Origin of the sequence: Pseudomonas sp. B35(2017) (assembly GCF_002113645.1) — a bacterium.
In the GTDB taxonomy this organism is placed as follows: domain Bacteria; phylum Pseudomonadota; class Gammaproteobacteria; order Pseudomonadales; family Pseudomonadaceae; genus Aquipseudomonas; species Aquipseudomonas ekonensis.
In genome coordinates, this window is the sequence record NZ_NEIZ01000022.1 from 62356 (window position 1) to 81649 (window position 19294).

Sequence of the window (19294 nt, forward strand, 5' to 3'; positions counted from 1 at the left end):
GACAGCCTCAGTAAGGGTTGCACTGTTGCGCCACCGCGGTGGCCTGGTCGACATAGGGCCGCGCCGGCTCCAGGTTCCACTCCGGCTTGTTGCGCACGGGCCTGCCGTCGAAGGTGGCCGCCAGGTGGCAAACCAATTGACGACGCAGCGATCCGCCGTTGACGCTGTACTGGCGCCACTGGTCGTCGTTTTTGTGCTTGTTGTACAGCTCGGCGAACATCCGGTCGGTCTGGTCGTCCTTGATCGCCCGGCCGCACGCGGTGGGCACCACCTGCAGCGACCAGGTGTCGGGGCCGAGCTTGGGATCTGGGCGCTTCACCCACGTGCTGGACTCGATGTACTTGTCGCAGTACTTGGGCTCAGACGTCGATGCGGTCTGTATGCAGGAGAACGTCGCCTTGGCCACCGGGGTTTTCGGGAAGTCGATCTTGATGATGTTGCGATCCTTGCCGGTCTTGTTCTTGTAATCCTTCTGATTGGCCAACGCATCGTTGAGGCCGCGCTGGTCGCTGTAGAAGAAGGCCAGGATCGGCAGTTCGTCGGTCTTCGGGTTACCCAGGCGCAGCTCGGTCTGTGTCTGGAACTCACGGCTGTTGATCACCCGCCGCGAGCCCATGAAGTTCTGGAACGCGGTGACCCGCTCCTGGCTGCTCATGGGGTTGCGCATGTTGAAGCCGCACTGCAGTTGATCCTGCTGGCGGTTGTTGTTGAACTGGGTGAAGTGCGCGACCCACGCATTGACGTTGCTGATCGGCGGCGCCATGGACTGGCACACTGCTTCGGTCTGGGTGGTGTTCTTGTTGTTGCCGCAGCCCCGGTCGTCGCGAAAATCGGTCCAGGCGTCGTTGGGGAACGCGCAGTAGATGTGCACCGGGTTCTCGGGGTCGCGCACCAGATCCACCGGCGTGATGAGGTAGCCGTTCTGGGTGCTCATGCCGGGGTCTTCGTAGCTGATGCCGTCGGCGCGCATCCACGACGCGGCGAACGTGCCCAGTTCCTGGGCCTTGGGGCTGGGGTTCCAGACATCCCACTGCTGCCCCTTCGCCGGATCCGCCCGGTGGGTGCCCCGGACCAGCAGCCCCGAACAGTCCGACGCCGGATCCCTGCCGCAACTGTCGACGGTGTTGTTGTACAGCGTTTCGACTTTCTTCAGCGTTTCCGCGCATGACTCGGCATAAGCCGAGGCCATGTGCAGGCATAGCGGCAACACGCACAGCGGCGCGATCCTGTTCCAGCGAGTCTTCATGACGACTGTCTCCTTGCCTTCTTGCAAAACCTAGCGCGCCACCGGATTGCAGCCCGCCGCGCGGGTGTCGCTGTCCGACAGCGCGGGCCTGAACGGCTCAAGATTCCATGGCGTCTTGCTGCGGTAGTTGACCAGCACGCAGTTCAGTTGCCCGCGCATGCTGCCGGCGGACTTTTCGTTGTCGCGCCAGTTGCCGTCGCCGCCGCGCAGGGCGAACAGCTGGTCGTACAGGGCGCCGAGCTGGTCGGGGGGCAAGGCGCGCCCGGCCGCAGTCGGCACCACACTCAAGGTCCATTCGTCCTGGCGGGTGCCCGGGTCATAGCGTTTGACCCAATCGGCGGACGCAATGTACTGCACCGCTTTGGCCGGCACCGGATTGCACCCGGCCTTGGCCGCTTCCTGCGGCGTGACGACGGGGCGGAACGGTTCAAGGTTCCATTCGGTCTTGCCCGGGTAATGCTGCACCAGGCAACTCAGTTGCTGGCGCATGCTGCCGGCGGCCTTCTCGTTGTCGCGCCACTGGCGGTCGGTGCCGCGCAGCTCGAACAACTCCTTGTAGACCGCCTCCTGGTCGCTCGCCTGGCTCGCCTTGCCCTCGGCGGTGGGGACGACGTTGAGGGTCCATTCGTTTTTCCCGGTGCCGGGGTCATGGCGCTCGACCCAAGTGGCCGAGGCGATGTACCGGGCGGTCGGCGGCACCGGCGTCGGCTGGCCGTTGCCGGCCGCCGTCAGGTCGATCGCCTGGTCGGCGGCGACATAGCTGAAACGCTGCTCCGGCGGCTTGGTGAAATCCAGCCGCAGGATCGGCACGCTGTAGCCCTGGGCCTGAAGCTTTTTCTGGAAATTGCGGGCGCTGTTGAGGCCGTTCTCCGGCTTCGGCGGTGCCTGGTCGCCGCGGGTGGCGAAGTTCTGTGTGCTGTTGACGTTGTAGATGAAAGCGTCGATGTACTTCATGTTTTCGCTGCCGTCGTTGCTGGCCGAGGCGTTCTTCAACATGAATTCGTTGACCTGCGCGCTGAAGGCGAAAGGGTCCTTGTTGGTGGTCTTCACCCGCGATTCGTGGACGCGGATCATGGCGTTCCAGTCGTCGGGCCGTTCGGCGTTCCAGGAGCACTGGTCGTACTGGATCGGCCCCTTGAACAGGCCGGTGTAGCGGGCCGTCCACTGGGCGGCGGTGCTGACCCCGGCTTCGGCGCAGGTGCCGTAGGCCAGCGCCGCGTTGCGGTTGTCCATCGCGGCCTGGGCCTTGCGCGGCGGTTCCTTGCTGTCGAAGAAGCCGCAGCCGTACCACTTGCGCTCCGGCCCCGTGCCGCCGTCGAACGCGTAGATGCACGTCCAGCCCTGCTCCTTGACCGGCAGCTGCAAGGCCCGCGAATCGATGGGCGTGCGCAGGATGAACCCGGCCGGATGGATGAGGATGCGCGTGCTCAGGTCCTTGCGGATCCACGAATAGGACGTCGCGCCGATCTTGATTGCGTAAGGGCTGTAGTCCCACGGGTTGAACGGCCCGTCGTTGACCATGCGCAAGGTCACGCCGCTGCAGTAGTAATGCCCGCGGGCGGCGCCGGTGTCGGGCTCCTGGCAGGCGTCCTTGAGGGTGTTGTAGTTGCGGTTGATGCGGTTCAGCGTCTCGACCGGATCGAGCACCGTCTGGGCCGCCGCGCCGAAGGCCAGGGTAAGGGAACACACGAGAGCGAAAGACGAACGCAGAGCTGCGCGCATGGCCGACGACTCCTTGTCGTGGGAGGTGAAACGTCCTTGGGGATGAGCGTAGATAGGGCTGTGATTCCGGTCAAACCAGTGATCCGGAAATGCCGTCCACTATGGCTTTGCAGGAATTTCCTTTTCGCGCTCCTGCTCCACCAGAGCTTTGGTGTACGCCTTTATGGCCTGGTACTTGGGAAACAGCTTGTCCCGAAGCACCGTCTCCAGATCGGATCGCTGATGGTCGAAATAGAAGACGAACTCGCTTCTGACCTCTCTCAGTTCGACGAGCATCAACCGGTACGTATTCTTTTTGGTCTCGACCCCGAACAATGTGTCCATCGCGGTGATGACAGTCGTCACGACACCCAACACCAGCAGCCATTTCAAGGCCAGAGCATCAGCCTCGGCGCCAGTCCAGCCGGACACCAGCGTCACGGCGGACGCCACAAGGATCAGACAGATTCGGAATGAGTAATAGACCAGCCTATAGGTGTCAGCCTTGCTGTCGACCCTGTCTATGTCCTGTTGCAGTTGCGCATAGAACGCGTGGTCTATCGACGGATTTTTCATGTCTCAGGTCCTTTGATCAGTTTCGGCGCGGTGTCGAATCCAGCCCAGGCTGAAGCATAGGTCAGGTTTGAGCCGTCTCTGCGCAGCGATGCTCCGATCAAATGGCTAATTGATGCTCGCGGTGCACGATCTGAGCGGAGGCTCGACGGCGCCTTCAAGAATCTGCTTGGCCTCGGCGTCTCCCTCGACCGCTGCCTTCACCAAATAGTTCTGGCTCTTGACCAGATCCTTGGTGACGTACTTTCCGTCCCTGTAGATCCGCGCCAGATAGACTCGGCTCTCATTGCTTCCCAGATCGGCGGCATCGTTCAGGTACTTCAGGCCGCGCGGAGTGTCTTGAGCAGTCAACTCTCCTGTGACATAAATCACCCCCAAGTTGAATCCTGCATTCGGTCGCCCACCAGCAAAGCCTTTCTCCAGCCAATGTAGGGCCCCCGGCACATCTTTGTTCACTTGATCGCCTTTCAATAGCGCCAGTCCGTAATCGACACTGGCGCACGGTTGCCCGTTCCTGGCGGAAAGCTCCAGCCAATGCATCGCCTTATTCGGATCCTGATAACGTGGGCTGCGGTAAATCTTGTACATCCGGTACTGTGCCCATTTGTCATCTTTCTCAGCAAACTTCAGAACCGCAGCAACAGCCGCATCCTTCTCCGGCATGGATTCGAGCAGCAAGAAATTAGAGTACTGAACATCTACGTCATAGGTTGGATCAGACGGATCAAGTTCCTTGGCCTTAACGTAATATCGGCTAGCCGCAGCCATGTCCGGAGAAACCGCTGTGCCTTCTTCATAGATTGTGCCCAAGACATTGGCTGCCTCAGCGCTTCCGAGACTGACTGCTTTTTCAAGCATCTCAATACCTTTGGCACCACTTGAGTCTTCGAAGATAAAATACCCCGCAACGAAAGTCAGATGCGCATCCTGGGTGGCAACCCCTAGATCAACCCACTTACGGGCTTCGACCTTGTCAACGGGCACCCCCAGGCCGTAACGGTAAATATTGAAAAGCCTTTCAATGGCGTATACGTCGTTATCCTTGGCAGCCTCGACATAGTACTCAATTGCCGTGCTGATATTTTTTGCGACCGCTACCCCTTGCTCATAGAGCATGCCAAGAGAAGACTTCGCTGATGCACTGCCAGCCTTGGCCGATTTCTCGAACCATTTGAGCGCTTCCGACTCATCTTTATTGCCTCCCCTACCGTACAGCAATGTCAGGCCATAGCTGTTCATTGCGTTCGGGCTGCCATATTCCGCGCCGTTCTTGTAAAGACTCCGCGCTTTGGCCAAGTCCTTCGGATATCCCTCAGCGCCCAGTTCGTAATAGGTTCCGAGCAGACCAAACGACTCTGGATTAGTGTCCACCAGCGAGTCCTCAAGCAGATGCCTTGCCTTCTCGTTATCACGAGGCACCAGCGATCCTGCACGGTACACAATCGACAACTCGGTTTGCGCTTCCGGCCGACGACGCCCTGCGGACTGGGTGAGATAGTCCAGGTATTTTCCATCATCCTCACTCTGATACGACTGCGCCAACAAATACAATGCAAAGCTATTCCCGAGCCCCGCAGCTTTCCTCAGCCAGATTCTTGCAATTTCCTTGTTGCCCTCGACCCCCTCTCCATCGAGATACATTGATCCCAAAAAATTGTAGGCGCGTTGATAGCCTCGATCAGCGGAAAACTTGATGAACTGAAATGCCTTTTTCTGATCCGCACCGACAAACACACCTGTGTCGTACATTTCTCCCAAGTAAAAGCATGCCGCCACCACTTGACTCTCATCGCACCATTTCTGCAACGCCGGAAATGATTTCTGCGCAAGACCAACAGCCCGGGCGGTATCCTTCCTGACACCGGCATCGTTGAAAAGCCTGTCGCTCAGATAAGCTTCCGCGAATGGATTCTCATCCTTAACCAGTTCATCGAGCAGACTGTATATCTTCTCGGAGTCCCGCCCGGTGTAGTGGAGACGTTCAACTTGCTTTAGCCGTTCATCTTCGGAAAACGCCTTGATCCTGGCTGACGGGTCATTGGTTCCATCCGGTTTTGCATTGTTCGCATAAACACTCACCAACCACGCGACAATCCCTGCAACCGCCACCGCCCCGACCCAGTTCACGACCAGACGCAGCAAGCGAAACACTTGCATCGGACGCATCACCCGGATCAAGCCACTCGATATCAACTTCATCAGAACAAACAGAAAAACAACGACTGCAATGCCGCCGATACCGGCGGTCTTTCCGACCGCCTCGAACACTTCCGCATTAATATCCATGGCGATACCTGCGCCGCATTTTTCAGGGATACAGCCCCACACCGACTATAGTTCACACCTGAGACGCCGGAGCGCAGCCCCTAGAACATGCCCCACTCCAGCACAACGACGGATCGCTAAGGCTCACACCATCAGGAACCCCACGATGAAGGACGCATCAACGGATCTTGGAAGACAAATCGACACCGCGATGAAACTGCTGTCCCTGTCGGCCAAAGTCGGCCTGCTGGTCGGCGGCGGTTCGATCGTGGGTTATCTGCTGATGAACGGACACTACCCGCAAGGCGTCTCCCTGGGCGATGGATTGCTGTTTCTGGTGTCGGCGTTTTCCTTCGGAATCGTCTGCCTGTACTTCTCGATCTCCATCACGGCGGTCGGGATTCTGCTGTCGCCGATCCTCGCGCCCGCCGTAAGGCTGGCCGTCCGGGTCGTGAACCGATTCAAGGAACAGAAGATCGCTTCGCCCGTCACGCAGCAGAAGATCGGTTTCCCGGCGGTGTTCTTCGGGATCTGCGGACTGGCCATCATCTATTTGCTGGCGCGCAGAAGCCTGATCGATCACCTGCCCCTGATCGTGCTGCCTGTGTTCCAATGCGTCATGTATGCGGCGCTCGTGGAGCAGAACGAGAAGATGCGGCTGGCAAAACTTCGGGCCGAGTCTGATCCGCAAGAAACCACCGACTTGCACCCCATCAGAAAGTCCAGGGCCATCCTGGCGGGCATCATTCTGATAGTCCCGATTTTGATGGGCGGCGTGACATCCGATCTGTTGCAGCTGGCCATGAGCTTCGCAAAAATCCGCATCGACCACGCGACCATCCTGGTGAAGGCGCCCTACGCCAACCTGCTGCCGAACCCGAAAGAGTCAAAGATCGACAACTTCAAGACCTTCGAAAAGGCCACCGTGATTTTCAGGGGCGTGGGCAACACGACGCTCATCGAAATGCGTACCCCCGACACGGCGACCCGGCTGGAGATCCCGAACGACTCGATCATCATCGAACGCACGGCGAAGATCGCGCCGGACGCCAAAATCGCCGAAGGCAATCTTTAGCGTTCCTGATCCCGGCGAGGTGGCATGTCCTGCCCTGCCGATGCCGGCCCCTGATAGGAATAGGCAACCCTCAAAGACGAACCGGCATAGGTCGACCCGGCCTGATTCCCTACCATGGGCTCCACGCCAACACACCGGAGCCCACCATGCCAGCCACCAAAACCCTCTTCATCACCGGCGCCAGCAGCGGCTTCGGCCATGCCCTGGCCAAGGAAGCGCTCGCCGCCGGCCACCGTGTCATCGGCACCGTGCGCCGCGAGGCGGACTTGCAGGCCTTCGAGGCCCTGTCGCCGGGCAATGCCCATGGCGTGATCCTGGATGTCACCGACTTCGACCGGATCGACGCCGCCGTCGCCGAAACCGAGGCCGCTTTCGGCCCGGTCGATGTGCTGGTCAACAACGCCGGCTACGGCCACGAAGGCGTCTTCGAGGAGTCGCCGCTGGAGGAGATGCGCCGTCAGTTCGACGTCAACGTGTTCGGCGCCGTGGCCGTGACCAAGGCGTTCCTGCCCTACTTCCGCCAACGCCGCGCCGGGCACATCCTCAACGTCACCTCCATGGGCGGCACGATCACGATGCCGGGCATCGCCTATTACTGCGCCAGCAAGTTTGCGCTCGAAGGCATCTCCGATACCCTGAGCCAGGAACTGCGCCCGTTCGGCATTTTCGTCACCGCCGTGGCGCCCGGTTCGTTCCGCACGGACTGGGCCGGCCGCTCGATGCGGCGCACCCCGCGCAGCATCGCCGACTACGACGCCAGCTTCGACCCGATCCGCAAGGCCCGCGAGGACAAAAGCGGCAAGCAGCTCGGCGACCCGCAGAAGGCCGCGCAAGCGATGTTGCAGGTCATCGCCGACCCGACGCCGCCGGCCCACCTGCTGCTGGGCAGCGACGCCCTGAACCTGGTGCGCGACAAGCTCAAGCGCACCGCCGACGAGATCGACCGATGGGAAGCCCTGACCCGCTCGACCGACCATTGACCCCACGGCAGGAGATGCACCCATGAACCCGCACGATGCAGACACCCGGCGCATGGTGCGGCTCATGGAGAAGCTGGCCCCGGTGGAGGGCTACAACCTCAGCGCGTTGGATGACGTGCGCTTCCTGCGCTCGAACCGGCCGCTGACCCGCACGCCGGTGCTGTACGACCCCGGCATCGTGATCCTGTGCCAGGGGCGCAAGCGCGGGTATCTGGGCGATGAGGTGTATGTCTACGACGCCAGCCACTATCTGGTCGTGTCCGTGCCGGTGCCCTTCACCATGGAGACCGACGCCAGCGAAGAGGAACCGATGCTGGCGGTCTACATGCGCCTGGACCTGCGCCTGGCCAGCGAGCTGATGCAGCAGGTGGACGAGGTGCACGGCCCGAGCCAGGCGCCGCCCAAAGGCATGTACGCCTCGCCGATGGACGATTCGCTGCGTGCCTCGACGCTGCGTTTCCTGGAGGCCATGAGCGTCCCGGGCGAGGCGCAGATCCTGGGGCCGTCGCTGATGCGGGAGATCTACTACCGCATCCTCACCGGTGCCCAAGGCGGCTCGATGCGGGCGGCGCTTGATCGGCAAGGGCATTTCGGCAAGGTGACCCGTGCGATCCGCATGATCCATACCTGCTACCCGCAGCATCTGGACGTCGAGCGACTCGCCCGGGAAGCGAGCATGAGCGTGCCCAACTTCCACCTGCACTTTCGCAACGTCACGGACGCCTCGCCCATGCAGTACCTCAAGTCCACGCGCCTGCATCAGGCACGGCTGCTGATGCTGCGCCACACCATGACCGCGTCGTCGGCGGCGTTCGCCGTCGGCTACGAAAGCGCCTCGCAGTTCAACCGCGAGTTCAAGCGCTTCTTCGGCAGGACGCCGCTGGCCGAGATCGAATGGATGAAAGCGACGTATGCGCTGCCGGCACCCGCATCGCCTTCGATCTATGTGTCGTCGCATTAGCGACCGGATCCGCGAAATGCCTGCCTGCGCGCGCAACGGACTTGCAACCTCGCCGGATTCTCATCAAGGTGGAGCGTCCGGCAATCAGGCAGTTTCGCGATGACCTCTTCCACCCACGACCCGACCGCCAACGACTGGATCAACATCCGTCGCGACCGGGACACCGGCATCGAAAGCGTGCATGCGCACTTTCAGGGCCACGCCTACGAGCCCCACGATCATGACGAGATGCTGGTGGGCGTCACCCAGCAAGGCGTGCAGCGTTTCAGTTGCCACCGTTCGCTGCACACCAGCACGCCGGGACGTTCGATCCTCATCGAGCCGGGCGCGGTGCATGACGGCCATGCGCCGGAGCCGGAAGGCTTCACCTACGCGATGCTGTACCTGCCGCAGACGTGGGTCGCGGGCATGACCGACCGCCTCGGATTGGGCGATGCGTCGGCGCTGGAGGCGGCGTTCCGCAGCACCCTGGCGGACGACTCGCAGCTCAGCGCCTCGATCCAGCAAGCGTTCCTCGCCATCCACAACGAGGAAGGCCGGCTGGCCCGGGACCAAAGCCTGGATCACCTGATCGGCCTGCTGGCCCGGCACATCTACCGGCCGACGCCTTCCGGCAAGGCCGACGCCGACTTCGAAATGCAGCGGGCCCGGGAATACCTGCACGCCCATCTGTCCGACGACATTGGCCTGGATGACTTGGCGATGCATTCGGGGATCGACCGTTTCCGCCTCACCCGCCAGTTCAAGCGCGCCTTCGGCCAGACGCCCCACGCCTACCTGGTGCGGCTGCGCCTGCGGGCCGCGCGCATTCTCTTGGCCAGCGGCCAGGCGCCGGTGGACGTGGCCGCCGCCGTGGGCTTCGCTGACCAAAGCCATTTGGGGCTGTGGTTCCGCCGCGCCTACCGGCTCACCCCGGCCGGCTATCAGCGACAGTGCACAAACCTTACAGACCGGGAATCCGCCCGCCTTCCATGATGCAGGCTCCAGACTGACGGAGCCTTCCACTCATGTTCGATACCAAAATCGCCTTCATCGTGCGCAACGACCTGGCCACCTGGCAGCGGATGAACGTCGTGGCGTTTCTCGCCACCGGCATCGCCTCGGCTGCCCCCGACATCATGGGCGAGCCCTACATCGACGCCAACGGCCACCGCTACGGCAACATGGCCGGCCAGCCGATGCTGGTGTTCGAAGGGGATCTGGCCGGCCTGCAAAAGGCCCACCGGATCGGCCTTGAGCGCGAACTCACCCTGCTCCCCTACGTGTTCCCGATGTTCTCCACCGGTTTCGACGAAGCCAACCGCGAGGTGTTCCGGGCACAGGATCCGGACAACCTGGACTTGGTCGGGATCGTCCTGCGCGGCTCGAAAAAGGCCGTGGACAAGGCAACCAAAGGCCTGTCGCTGCACGCGTGAGCCTTTCCCTTCCCACCTTTCAAGCGGTGTTCGACGATGTTCGATTCTTTTGTTGCGGCGGGCCGACGCTCCGCCTCCTTCAACCCCTGCCGACAGGGTGCACACCGATGAGCGCCTCGACCCTGCTCGGTTTCTGGGCCTTTGCCCTGGTGTTCGTGATCGTGCCCGGCGCCGACTGGGCCTATGCGATTTCCGCCGGGGTGCGCGGCCAAGGCGTCATTCCCGCCGTACTCGGCCTCCTGACCGGCTACACCGTGCTGACCGTGGTGGTGGCCGCCGGCCTGGGCGTGCTGGTGGCAGCCAACCCCAGCCTGCTGATGGGCCTGTCCATCGCCGGCGCCCTGTACCTGTGCTGGCTGGGGGTCGGCATGCTGCGCAGCCCGCCGGCGTCGATCAAGGCGGACGACGCGACCGGCGCACTGCGCGGGATGGACTGGTACGTCAAAGGCACGTTGGTCAGCGGCCTCAATCCCAAAGGCCTGCTGTTTTTCGTCGCGTTCCTGCCGCCGTGGACGTCCGCCCAGGCCAGTTGGGGCATCCCCGCGCAGTTGCTGGCCCTGGGCCTGGTCTACACCGCCAGTTGCTCGGTCATCTACACGCTGGTGGGGTTGGGCGCGGAACGCACGCTGCGGACGCGGCCCGATGCGGCGCGGCTGATCGGCCGGGTGTCCGGGGTGATCATGCTGGTGCTGGCCGCTTCGCTGCTGTACCGGGAGCTGCCGATGGGCTGATCGCGATCCTTGTGCGACCTGTCCGGCCGACCGCTGGTCAGGCCCGCCCGCTGCGCCCGTCGGGCGGGCCGCTTTTTTGCCCGCCGGTGTTGGCAGCCGTCCGTTCCGGATCTATACCAGCCAATGAGCGAGGGCCCTTGCAATTTGTGCGATGACCCTCCATCTGGGGGTGGTTGCTTGCTCGTCGAGCTTCTAAGATCGAGCAACCGGTATCCCATGAACATTGTTTCGAGGAGAACACCATGGCACGCACGACCCCCATCAACCGCTACCGCAACCTGGGCATCGTCGCCCACGTTGACGCGGGCAAGACCACCACCACAGAGCGGATCCTGTTCTACACGGGTCTGAGCCACAAGATGGGTGAGGTGCACGACGGTGCCGCCACCACCGACTGGATGGTGCAGGAACAGGAACGCGGCATCACCATCACGTCCGCCGCCGTGACCACGTTCTGGAAAGGTTCGCGCGGCCAGTACGACAACTACCGCGTCAACATCATCGACACCCCCGGCCACGTGGACTTCACCATCGAAGTGGAGCGTTCGCTGCGGGTACTCGACGGCGCGGTCGTGGTGTTCTGCGGCACCTCCGGCGTCGAGCCGCAATCCGAGACCGTGTGGCGCCAGGCCAACAAGTACCACGTGCCCCGTGTGGTCTACGTGAACAAGATGGATCGCGCCGGCGCGGACTTCCTGCGCGTCGTCGCCCAGATCAAGAACCGCCTGGGCCACACCCCGGTGCCGGTGCAGCTGGCCATCGGCGCGGAAGAGAACTTCCAGGGCCAGATCGACCTGATCAAGATGAAGGCCATCTACTGGAACGATGACGACAAGGGCACCACCTACCGCGAGGAAGAGATTCCGGCCGACCTGCTGGCGCTGGCCAACGAGTGGCGCAACAACATGGTCGAGGCCGCCGCCGAAGCCAACGAAGAGCTGATGAACAAGTACCTGGACGAAGGCGACCTGTCCCCCGAGGAGATCAAGGCCGGCCTGCGCGCCCGTACCCTGGCCAGCGAAATCGTGCCGGCGGTCTGCGGCTCGTCGTTCAAGAACAAGGGCGTTCCGCTGGTGCTCGACGCGGTGATCGACTATTTGCCGGCGCCCATCGAGATTCCGTCGATCAAGGGCCATCACCCGGACAGCACCGACGACAACGAGATCATCGACGAACGCCACGCGGACGACGACGAGCCGTTCTCGGCGCTGGCGTTCAAGATCGCCACCGACCCGTTCGTGGGCACGCTGACGTTCGTGCGGGTCTACTCGGGCTTCTTGAGTTCGGGCGACTCGGTGATCAACTCGGTCAAGGGCAAGAAAGAACGCGTGGGCCGGATGGTGCAGATGCACGCCAACCAGCGCGACGAGATCAAGGAAGTGCGCGCCGGCGACATCGCCGCGCTGATCGGCATGAAGGACGTCACCACCGGGGACACCCTGTGCGACATCGACAAGCCGATCATCCTGGAGCGCATGGACTTCCCTGAGCCGGTGATTTCCGTGGCCGTGGAGCCCAAGACCAAGCAGGACCAGGAAAAGATGGGCATCGCCCTGGGCAAGCTGGCCCAGGAAGACCCGTCGTTCCGCGTCAAGACCGACGAAGAGACCGGCCAGACGATCATCTCCGGCATGGGCGAGCTGCACCTGGACATCCTCGTCGACCGCATGAAGCGCGAGTTCAACGTCGAGGCCAACATCGGCAAGCCGCAGGTGTCGTACCGCGAGAAAATCACCAAGAACAACGTCGAGATCGAAGGCAAGTTCGTCCGCCAATCCGGCGGCCGCGGTCAGTTCGGTCACTGCTGGATCCGCTTCTCGCAGCCGGACGTGGACGAGAAAGGCAACATCACCGAAGGCCTGGCGTTCACCAACGAGGTGGTCGGCGGCGTGGTGCCGAAGGAGTACATCCCGGCGATCCAGAAAGGCATCGAGGAGCAGATGAAGAACGGCGTCGTTGCCGGCTATCCGCTGATCGGCCTGAAGGCCACCGTGTTCGACGGCTCCTACCACGACGTCGACTCCAACGAGATGGCGTTCAAGGTCGCGGCCTCCATGGCCACCAAGCAACTGGCCCAGAAAGGCGGCGGCGTGGTGCTGGAGCCGATCATGAAGGTGGAGGTGGTCACCCCCGAGGACTACATGGGTGACGTGATGGGCGACCTGAACCGCCGCCGCGGCCTGATCCAGGGCATGGAAGACTCGGTGTCCGGCAAGATCATCCGCGCCGAGGTGCCGCTGGGCGAGATGTTCGGCTATGCGACGGACGTGCGCTCGATGTCCCAGGGGCGTGCGAGCTACTCGATGGAGTTCTCCAAGTACGCCGAAGCGCCGCCGAACATCGTCGAAACGCTGGTGAAGAAACAAGGCGGAGCCTGATGTGACCGAAGCCGGAGCCTCCTGAAAGGGAGCTCCGGCTTTTTCATGCCCGGCCTTCTCTCATGGCTCGGCGAACGCCTGCTCGATGAACGCCTCCAGTTCCCTCTCCTCCAGCAGCTCAATCGAAAACTGCCCGAAGCGTTTCGGCAGCCAAAGGATCCGCGTCCCGCTCGGCGACTGGAGGTTGTCGCGGGTCAGCGGCCGGCCGTTCTCGTCTTCCGGCTGCACGCCGCTGGCCACCAGTTCGTCGTAGGCCGCCTCGATGTCCGGGGTGGAATAGCAATGGCGGTAGATCGTGCCTTCGCCCTTGGCGTCCATCAGGTCCTTGAGGTTGCCGGCGAACGGCTGCACCAGCATCAGGCGTTCGCTGCCGAACCGCACGACCGCGTAACGCACGTGCAGGCCGCCGCGCTGCCAGTCGAGGGTCTTGGAGATGCGGGCGTTGAAGACCTTGGCGTAATAGCGGCAGGCTTCGTCGAGGTCGGCGACGAGCACATCGATGTGGCTGAACGTAAGATCCAAGGGCTGCTCCCTGCGCAGTGGCGTGAAGCTGACGTTGTACACAATCCCGGCGCACGGATCCACGGTCCGGCGCAACAGCCACTATGCTCACAGAACCCCACCCTGCATGGACGCCGTCAGCCTCTTGCCCCAGGAGCCGGCCGTCCATGAACACCGCCACTCTGCTGACCCTGTTCGCCGTCACGCTCGCGCTGGCCGCCGGCTGCTCCGACAAGAAGGCCAACATTCGCTACGCCGCCGCCCAGACCGGCTCCAACTGCTACGCCAAGGCCCTGCCCACACTGGGCGAAGGCGGTCTGGCCTGGGGCGACACCTTGAGTGCGGCCCGGCAGAAATCCATGGCCAACTGCATGCGCTACGCCGGCCGCTCCGGCGGCACGCCGGACACCTGCCAAGTGGTGCTGGCCGGGTGCAAGGACTGAACGCCCGCGCCATCTGACCGAAAAAGCAAAATCCCCATGTGTTTCCTTCGTTCTTAAGGGCGTCGCACTGTTCCCTGCCCGTTCGTCTTGCCTGGAGTTGCCCCGATGCCCTCGCCCAAATCCCTGCCCACCGCTTTGCTGGGCCTGGCCCTCGTCTGTCCGGCCATGGCCGACGCCGAGGGGCTGGAACTGGGCCAGGTGGTGATCGGCGCCGAAGACCGCAGCGGCGAGGACCAATCGGTGGAGGACGCCAAGGCCCGGCTGGCCGAGGTGCCCGGCGGCACCAACGTCATCGATGCGCGTCGCCCGTTGCAGGGCCGGGTGGCCAGCAACCAGGACGTGCTGGCCTATCAGCCGGGGATCTACGCCCAGTCTTCGGGCAACGAAGGGGTCAAGGTGTCGATCCGCGGCTCCGGCATCAACCGCGCACCGGGGGCCCATGCCTCGGGGCTGTACGCGATGCTCGACGGCCTGCCGCTGACCGGCCCCGGCGGCACGCCCTATGAGTTGCTGGAACCGCTGTGGCTCGATCATGTGGAAGTGCTGCGCGGCGCCAACGGGTTCGACCGGGGCGCCCTGGCGCTGGGCGGCGCCATCGATTACGTCAGCCACACCGGCTACGACTCGCCGCTGCTGCAGGTGCGCTACGCCATGGGCAGCCATGGCTACATCCAGCGCCAGGTCAGCTCCGGGCAGGTGCTGGGTAACCTCGATTACTACATGGCGGTGACCGGCGCGCAGTCCGACGGCTACCAAGACCACACCGCCAGCAAGAGCCAGGGTGTCATCGCCAACGTCGGCTACCGGTTCAACCCGAACCTGGAAACCCGCTTCTACCTGCGCCACCGCGAGACCGACAACGACCTCGCCGGACGGGTGACCAAGCATTCCATCGAACACGACCCGCGCGCCGCCAACCCGGCCTACGTGACCCGCAACGACAGCCGCGACGAGCCCGGCAGCACGTTCTTCGGCAACAAGACCACGTGGTACATCGACGACGATTCGAGCCTGCAGACCGGCCTGGCCTACCACGACTACCCGATGGACCTGCGCGAAGGCCCCAACCGCCTGAAGGTGGCGTACACCGACGTCAGCGGCACCCTGGACTACAAGCGCCGCGACACCCTCTGGGGCCTGGAAAGCCGCAGCAACGTGGGCCTGCGCGTGACCAAGCACCTGCCCAACGCCGGTGCCACTGAGCTGGTGCGCATCCCCACCGGCAACACCGCCGGCTACGCGCCGGGCACCCACATCCGCGACTTCACCTACCAAGGCTCGGACACCGTGCTGCACGCCGGCAACGACCTGGAGATCGCCGACGACCTGTGGCTGACCACGGGCCTGGCCGCCATCTACACCCGCCGCGAAAGCGCCGTGACCTACCCCGACGGCGGCGGCAAGACCAGCCTCGGCGACTGGGACTACGCCCCGCGCATCGGCCTGCGCTACCAGCTGACGCCGGATCTGCAACTGTTCGGCAACCTCAGCCGCTCGGTCGAGGCACCGCACCCGTGGTCGCTGATCTACAGCTCCAATGTGCGTTTCCCCGCCGGCAGCGGCGTGGCCACCGGCGCCCAGCGCGACCCGATCAAGCTGCAGAACCAGACCGCCACCACCCTGGAACTGGGCGGCCGGGGCGACGCCGCCATCGGCCAGTGGAGCCTGGCCTGGTACTACGCCCAGGTGCGTCATGAATTGCTGTCGGTGCTCCCGGACGCCAACGCCACCACCCCGTACGAACTCAACGCCAGCCCCACCGTGCACCAAGGAGTGGAAGCCGGCCTGCTGAGCGACCTGTGGACCGCCACCGACGGTGGCCGCTTGAGCCTGCGCCAGAGCTACACCTTCAGCGACTTCCACTACCGCGACGACGACCGCTTCGGCGACAACCGCCTGCCGGGCCTGCCGATGCACTTCTACCAGGGCGAACTGCGCTACGACTGGCCCCAGGGCTTCTTCGCCGGCGTCAACACCCAGTGGGCCTCGAAGGTCGCCGTGGACTACGCCAACAGCTATTACGCCGACCCGTACGCGATCTTCGGCGCCACCGTGGGCTACAACGCGCCCAAGGGCAACTGGCAGACCTGGCTGGATCTGCGCAACCTGACCGACAAGCGCTACGCCGCCACCGTCACGCCGGGTTACGACGACAAGGGGCTGGACGTGGCGCGCTCCACGCCGGGCGAAGGGATGGCGATGTACGTCGGGGTGTCGTGGAGCCTGCGCTGAGGTTCGGTGGGGCCCCGCAATGCCTAGGGCTAGCGGCTCGCCGCCGCACAACCCGCGGGCTCGAAGCGCTCCGAGGTGTCCATGCGGACATTGCGCAAGGGCGCCGTGGCGAGGTGGGACGCGTAGAGGCCTTCGGCGCAATAGCCGATCAACAGTGTCCGGCGACGTCCGCCGACAACGTTCAGGCTGCCGGCGTGCACCAGGTCGGCATCGAACAGCAGAATGTCGCCGGCGGTGCCGCACAGCTGCACGGATCGCGACTCGTCGCTGAAGTCGAACGGCGCCTCGCCCGGCTCGGGCCGGTGGCTGCCGGGGACGATCCGGGTCGCACCGTTCTCCTGCCCGTAGTCATCCAGGAAGGCCAGCGCGTTCACCCGATCCCCCGGCCTCTGCGCCGACAGGTCGCGGTGCAGCACTTGGTGGCCGCCGCCGGCCAGCGGCTCGCGCCCCTCCACCTGCGAAATGAAGAACCGCTCGGCGATCAACGCCCCCGCCGCCGCCAGCACCGACGGCAAACGGCACACGGCCAGAACCGTCGGATCGTTATCGAGCAGCGAATGCCGCCAGTCCCAGCCTCGGGGCACGGGCCATTGGTCCGAGGGTTTCACCTGAGCGTCGAAGGTCGCGCGCAGTCCATCCAGCCATTGGGCGGGGATCGCCCGACGGAGCAGCACAAAACCGTTTTGGTGGAGTTGCTCGCGGTCGGTCATGGCGTGCTCGAATCCTTTCGCTCAATGGGTTCAATGAACCAGAGTAGCTGCGCCATCCCTCACGTCGAGCGCCAGCCTATGCCAGCAGTTCGGTAATCCAGCGCGCCTGCCGCTCGATTTCCCCGGTCTTCTCTTCGGGCACCGACTGGCGGGCCCGGGCGAAGTGGCTCAGGGTCTGCTGACGGCGGCGCAGCGTGCGCTGCCATTTGTCGAGGAAGGCCGGGCTGCGGGCCTGCATCTGCAACGGGCCGAAGTACAGTTCCCGGTCGCTGTAGGCCGGCGCCTCGCCGCGTTCGGCGACGATGATCTCGTAGTCGAAGCGGTTTTCCCGCAGCACTTCTTCGTGAAGGATCCGGTAGCCGTTTTCCATCAGCCACAGGCGCAACGGCTCTTCGCCGCCGTTGGGCTGCAGGATCAGGCGCTCCCGGCCGTTCAGGCGCGCCTTGCCGCTGTCGAGGATGTCGCGGATCGTCTCCCCGCCCATGCCGCACAGGCTGACTGCGGTGATGCCGTCGTCCGGCTCGATGGCCTCCAGGCCGTTGGCCAGGCGCACGGTGATGGATTCGTCCAGGCCGTTTTCGCGCACGGTGCGCTCGGCGGCATGGAACGGCGTGCGCGCCACTTCGCCGGCCACCGCCGCCGCAATCGCGCCACGGCGCATCAGCGCCACCGGCAGGTAGCCGTGGTCCGAGCCGATGTCAGCCAAGCGTGCGCCCTGCGGCACTTGGGCGGCGACGCGCTCAAGGCGCATGGACAATGTCTGTTCGTTCAACGGCGGTTCCTGTTCACCAGCGGAATCGGCCCGGCGGCCGGATCGGGACGCGATTGTGTCGGGCTGCGTCGCACATTTCAAATCCCGGCGACGGAACCGTGCCCCGGCTGGGCTACACTCGCCAACGTCAGGACTTTTCCAAGGAGCGTGCCCGATGTCGATCAACAAGACCCTGCTGGCCATCGTCGCCGGCCTCACCTTTGCGGCCACCGCCCCGGCCCTGTTGGCCGATCCGGGCAACGGCAAGGGCAATGGCAAGGGCCACGACAAGGGCGCCCAGCACGGAAACCAGGCCCACGGCGGATACGGCCAACCCACCGTCGACATCGGCGGCGTGCGGGTGATTCTCAACGACAACCGCGGCTACTGGAGCCCCGGCCCGTCGCTGCCGCCGGGCATCCAGAAAAACCTGGCCCGGGGCAAGCCGCTGCCGCCGGGCATCGCCAAGAAACTCGACAGCCGCTTAAGCGGCCGCCTGCCCCACTACGAAGGCTATGAATGGCAACAGGCAGGCACCGACCTGCTGCTGGTGACGATTGCCACGGGGCTGATCTACGAGGTGCTGCACGACGTGCTGGACTGAGCGTCGGCCACAAAAAGGCTTATGGCTGCGGATCGGCCATCGCATTTGCAATGCCTGTGCTCCCCTTCGCGCACATGACAACGCATTCGCGATGGCCCTTTTCATTGAACCCCCGCGCTTTTTCTGCACAATGGCAGGCATTCGAAACACCACCGAGACTCCTGATGTCCCTGACTCCTCACGACGAACGACTCATCAAGGCGCTGGCACTGGCCATCGTCGATCGCCCGCGGGCGACGCTCAAGGAGCTGGCCGAGGCCGCTGGCGTCAGCAAGGCCACCCTGCACCGCTTCTGCGGCACCCGCGACAACCTGGTGCTGATCATGGAAAACCACGGCCAGACCGTGCTCAACCAGATCGTCGGCACCACCGACCTCGTGCATGGCGAGCCCCTGGCGGCGCTGCGTAGCCTGATCAACGAACACCTGGCCCATCGCGAGATGCTGGCGTTCCTGCTGTTCCAGTACCGCCCCGATACCCTCAACGGCGGCGACGAGCGCTGGCAGCCCTACGCTGACGCGCTGGATGCGTTTTTCCTGCGCGGCCAGCAACTGGGCGCGTTCCGCATCGACGTCACGGCGGCGGTGTTCACCGAACTGTTCCTGACCATGATCTTCGGCATGGTCGACGCCGAACGACGCGGGCGCGCCGCCAGCGCCAACTCGGCCCATGTGATGGAACTGATGTTCCTGCAAGGCGCCGCCGCCACCCCCCGCCCGGAATAACCC

General features: G+C 63.8%; 18 protein-coding genes. 11 read left to right on the top strand and 7 right to left on the bottom strand.

What is annotated here, in order from left to right:
- Window positions 1-7 precede the first annotated feature (7 nt).
- From CAG41_RS25705 to CAG41_RS25720, 4 genes are all read right to left on the bottom strand, one after another.
- Entirely contained in the window at window positions 8-1246 is a 1239-nt protein-coding gene (locus CAG41_RS25705; protein WP_085707635.1) for a DUF2599 domain-containing protein, read from the bottom strand.
- Between the two features lie 30 nt (window positions 1247-1276).
- On the bottom strand, window positions 1277-2968 hold the full coding sequence (locus CAG41_RS25710; protein WP_085633460.1) for a DUF2599 domain-containing protein: 1692 nt from the start codon (window positions 2966-2968) through the stop codon (window positions 1277-1279).
- A 99-nt stretch (window positions 2969-3067) separates the two neighbouring features.
- Window positions 3068-3523: an SLATT domain-containing protein gene (locus CAG41_RS25715; protein ID WP_085657075.1), complete on the bottom strand. Its 456-nt coding sequence runs from the start codon at window positions 3521-3523 to the stop codon at window positions 3068-3070.
- A 105-nt stretch (window positions 3524-3628) separates the two neighbouring features.
- On the bottom strand, window positions 3629-5806 hold the full coding sequence (locus CAG41_RS25720; RefSeq protein WP_085707636.1) for a tetratricopeptide repeat protein: 2178 nt from the start codon (window positions 5804-5806) through the stop codon (window positions 3629-3631).
- 145 nt (window positions 5807-5951) lie between these two features.
- On the opposite strand from CAG41_RS25720, the gene CAG41_RS25725 reads away from it, so the two are divergent.
- The 7 genes from CAG41_RS25725 (at window position 5952) to fusA (ending at window position 13325) form a co-directional block, all read left to right on the top strand.
- Window positions 5952-6860: a hypothetical protein gene (locus CAG41_RS25725; protein ID WP_085657073.1), complete on the top strand. Its 909-nt coding sequence runs from the start codon at window positions 5952-5954 to the stop codon at window positions 6858-6860.
- Between the two features lie 146 nt (window positions 6861-7006).
- Complete coding sequence (locus tag CAG41_RS25730; RefSeq protein WP_085707637.1) at window positions 7007-7840, top strand: oxidoreductase; 834 nt, start codon at window positions 7007-7009, stop codon at window positions 7838-7840.
- 22 nt (window positions 7841-7862) lie between these two features.
- On the top strand, window positions 7863-8801 hold the full coding sequence (locus tag CAG41_RS25735) for an AraC family transcriptional regulator (RefSeq protein ID WP_085707638.1): 939 nt from the start codon (window positions 7863-7865) through the stop codon (window positions 8799-8801).
- 99 nt (window positions 8802-8900) lie between these two features.
- Complete coding sequence (locus CAG41_RS25740; protein WP_085707639.1) at window positions 8901-9776, top strand: AraC family transcriptional regulator; 876 nt, start codon at window positions 8901-8903, stop codon at window positions 9774-9776.
- 32 nt (window positions 9777-9808) lie between these two features.
- Window positions 9809-10216 carry a DUF2000 family protein gene (locus tag CAG41_RS25745; protein ID WP_085633448.1) on the top strand — a complete coding sequence of 136 codons (408 nt, stop codon included), beginning with the start codon at window positions 9809-9811 and terminating at the stop codon, window positions 10214-10216.
- Window positions 10217-10323: 107 nt separating this feature from the next.
- Complete coding sequence (locus tag CAG41_RS25750) at window positions 10324-10947, top strand: LysE family translocator (protein WP_085633446.1); 624 nt, start codon at window positions 10324-10326, stop codon at window positions 10945-10947.
- Between the two features lie 242 nt (window positions 10948-11189).
- Window positions 11190-13325, top strand: coding sequence for an elongation factor G (gene fusA, locus CAG41_RS25755; protein ID WP_085583767.1), 2136 nt, complete (start codon window positions 11190-11192; stop codon window positions 13323-13325).
- Between the two features lie 60 nt (window positions 13326-13385).
- Here the strand turns inward: fusA and CAG41_RS25760 are convergent, their stop codons facing one another.
- Window positions 13386-13847 carry a VOC family protein gene (locus CAG41_RS25760; RefSeq protein WP_085583769.1) on the bottom strand — a complete coding sequence of 154 codons (462 nt, stop codon included), beginning with the start codon at window positions 13845-13847 and terminating at the stop codon, window positions 13386-13388.
- A gap of 146 nt (window positions 13848-13993) precedes the next feature.
- On the opposite strand from CAG41_RS25760, the gene CAG41_RS25765 reads away from it, so the two are divergent.
- Window positions 13994-14269: a hypothetical protein gene (locus CAG41_RS25765; protein ID WP_085583772.1), complete on the top strand. Its 276-nt coding sequence runs from the start codon at window positions 13994-13996 to the stop codon at window positions 14267-14269.
- 105 nt (window positions 14270-14374) lie between these two features.
- The gene (locus CAG41_RS25770; protein WP_085707640.1) at window positions 14375-16501 is read left to right on the top strand and encodes a TonB-dependent receptor domain-containing protein; all 2127 of its coding nucleotides are present in this window, start codon (window positions 14375-14377) and stop codon (window positions 16499-16501) included.
- Window positions 16502-16530: 29 nt separating this feature from the next.
- On the opposite strand, the gene CAG41_RS25775 is transcribed toward CAG41_RS25770, so the two are convergent.
- A complete protein-coding gene (locus CAG41_RS25775; protein WP_085707641.1) occupies window positions 16531-17211 on the bottom strand; it encodes a phytanoyl-CoA dioxygenase family protein in 681 nt (226 codons plus the stop codon).
- A 76-nt stretch (window positions 17212-17287) separates the two neighbouring features.
- Window positions 17288-17983: a tRNA (adenine(22)-N(1))-methyltransferase TrmK gene (locus tag CAG41_RS25780; RefSeq protein ID WP_256582659.1), complete on the bottom strand. Its 696-nt coding sequence runs from the start codon at window positions 17981-17983 to the stop codon at window positions 17288-17290.
- A gap of 154 nt (window positions 17984-18137) precedes the next feature.
- Between CAG41_RS25780 and CAG41_RS25785 the strand changes: the two genes are divergently transcribed.
- Window positions 18138-18566, top strand: a complete 429-nt coding sequence (locus CAG41_RS25785; protein ID WP_085640747.1) for an anti-virulence regulator CigR family protein — start codon at window positions 18138-18140, stop codon at window positions 18564-18566.
- A 164-nt stretch (window positions 18567-18730) separates the two neighbouring features.
- Window positions 18731-19291 (top strand): TetR/AcrR family transcriptional regulator, encoded by a 561-nt coding sequence (locus CAG41_RS25790; protein ID WP_085707642.1) that lies wholly within the window; start codon window positions 18731-18733, stop codon window positions 19289-19291.
- Window positions 19292-19294 lie beyond the last annotated feature (3 nt).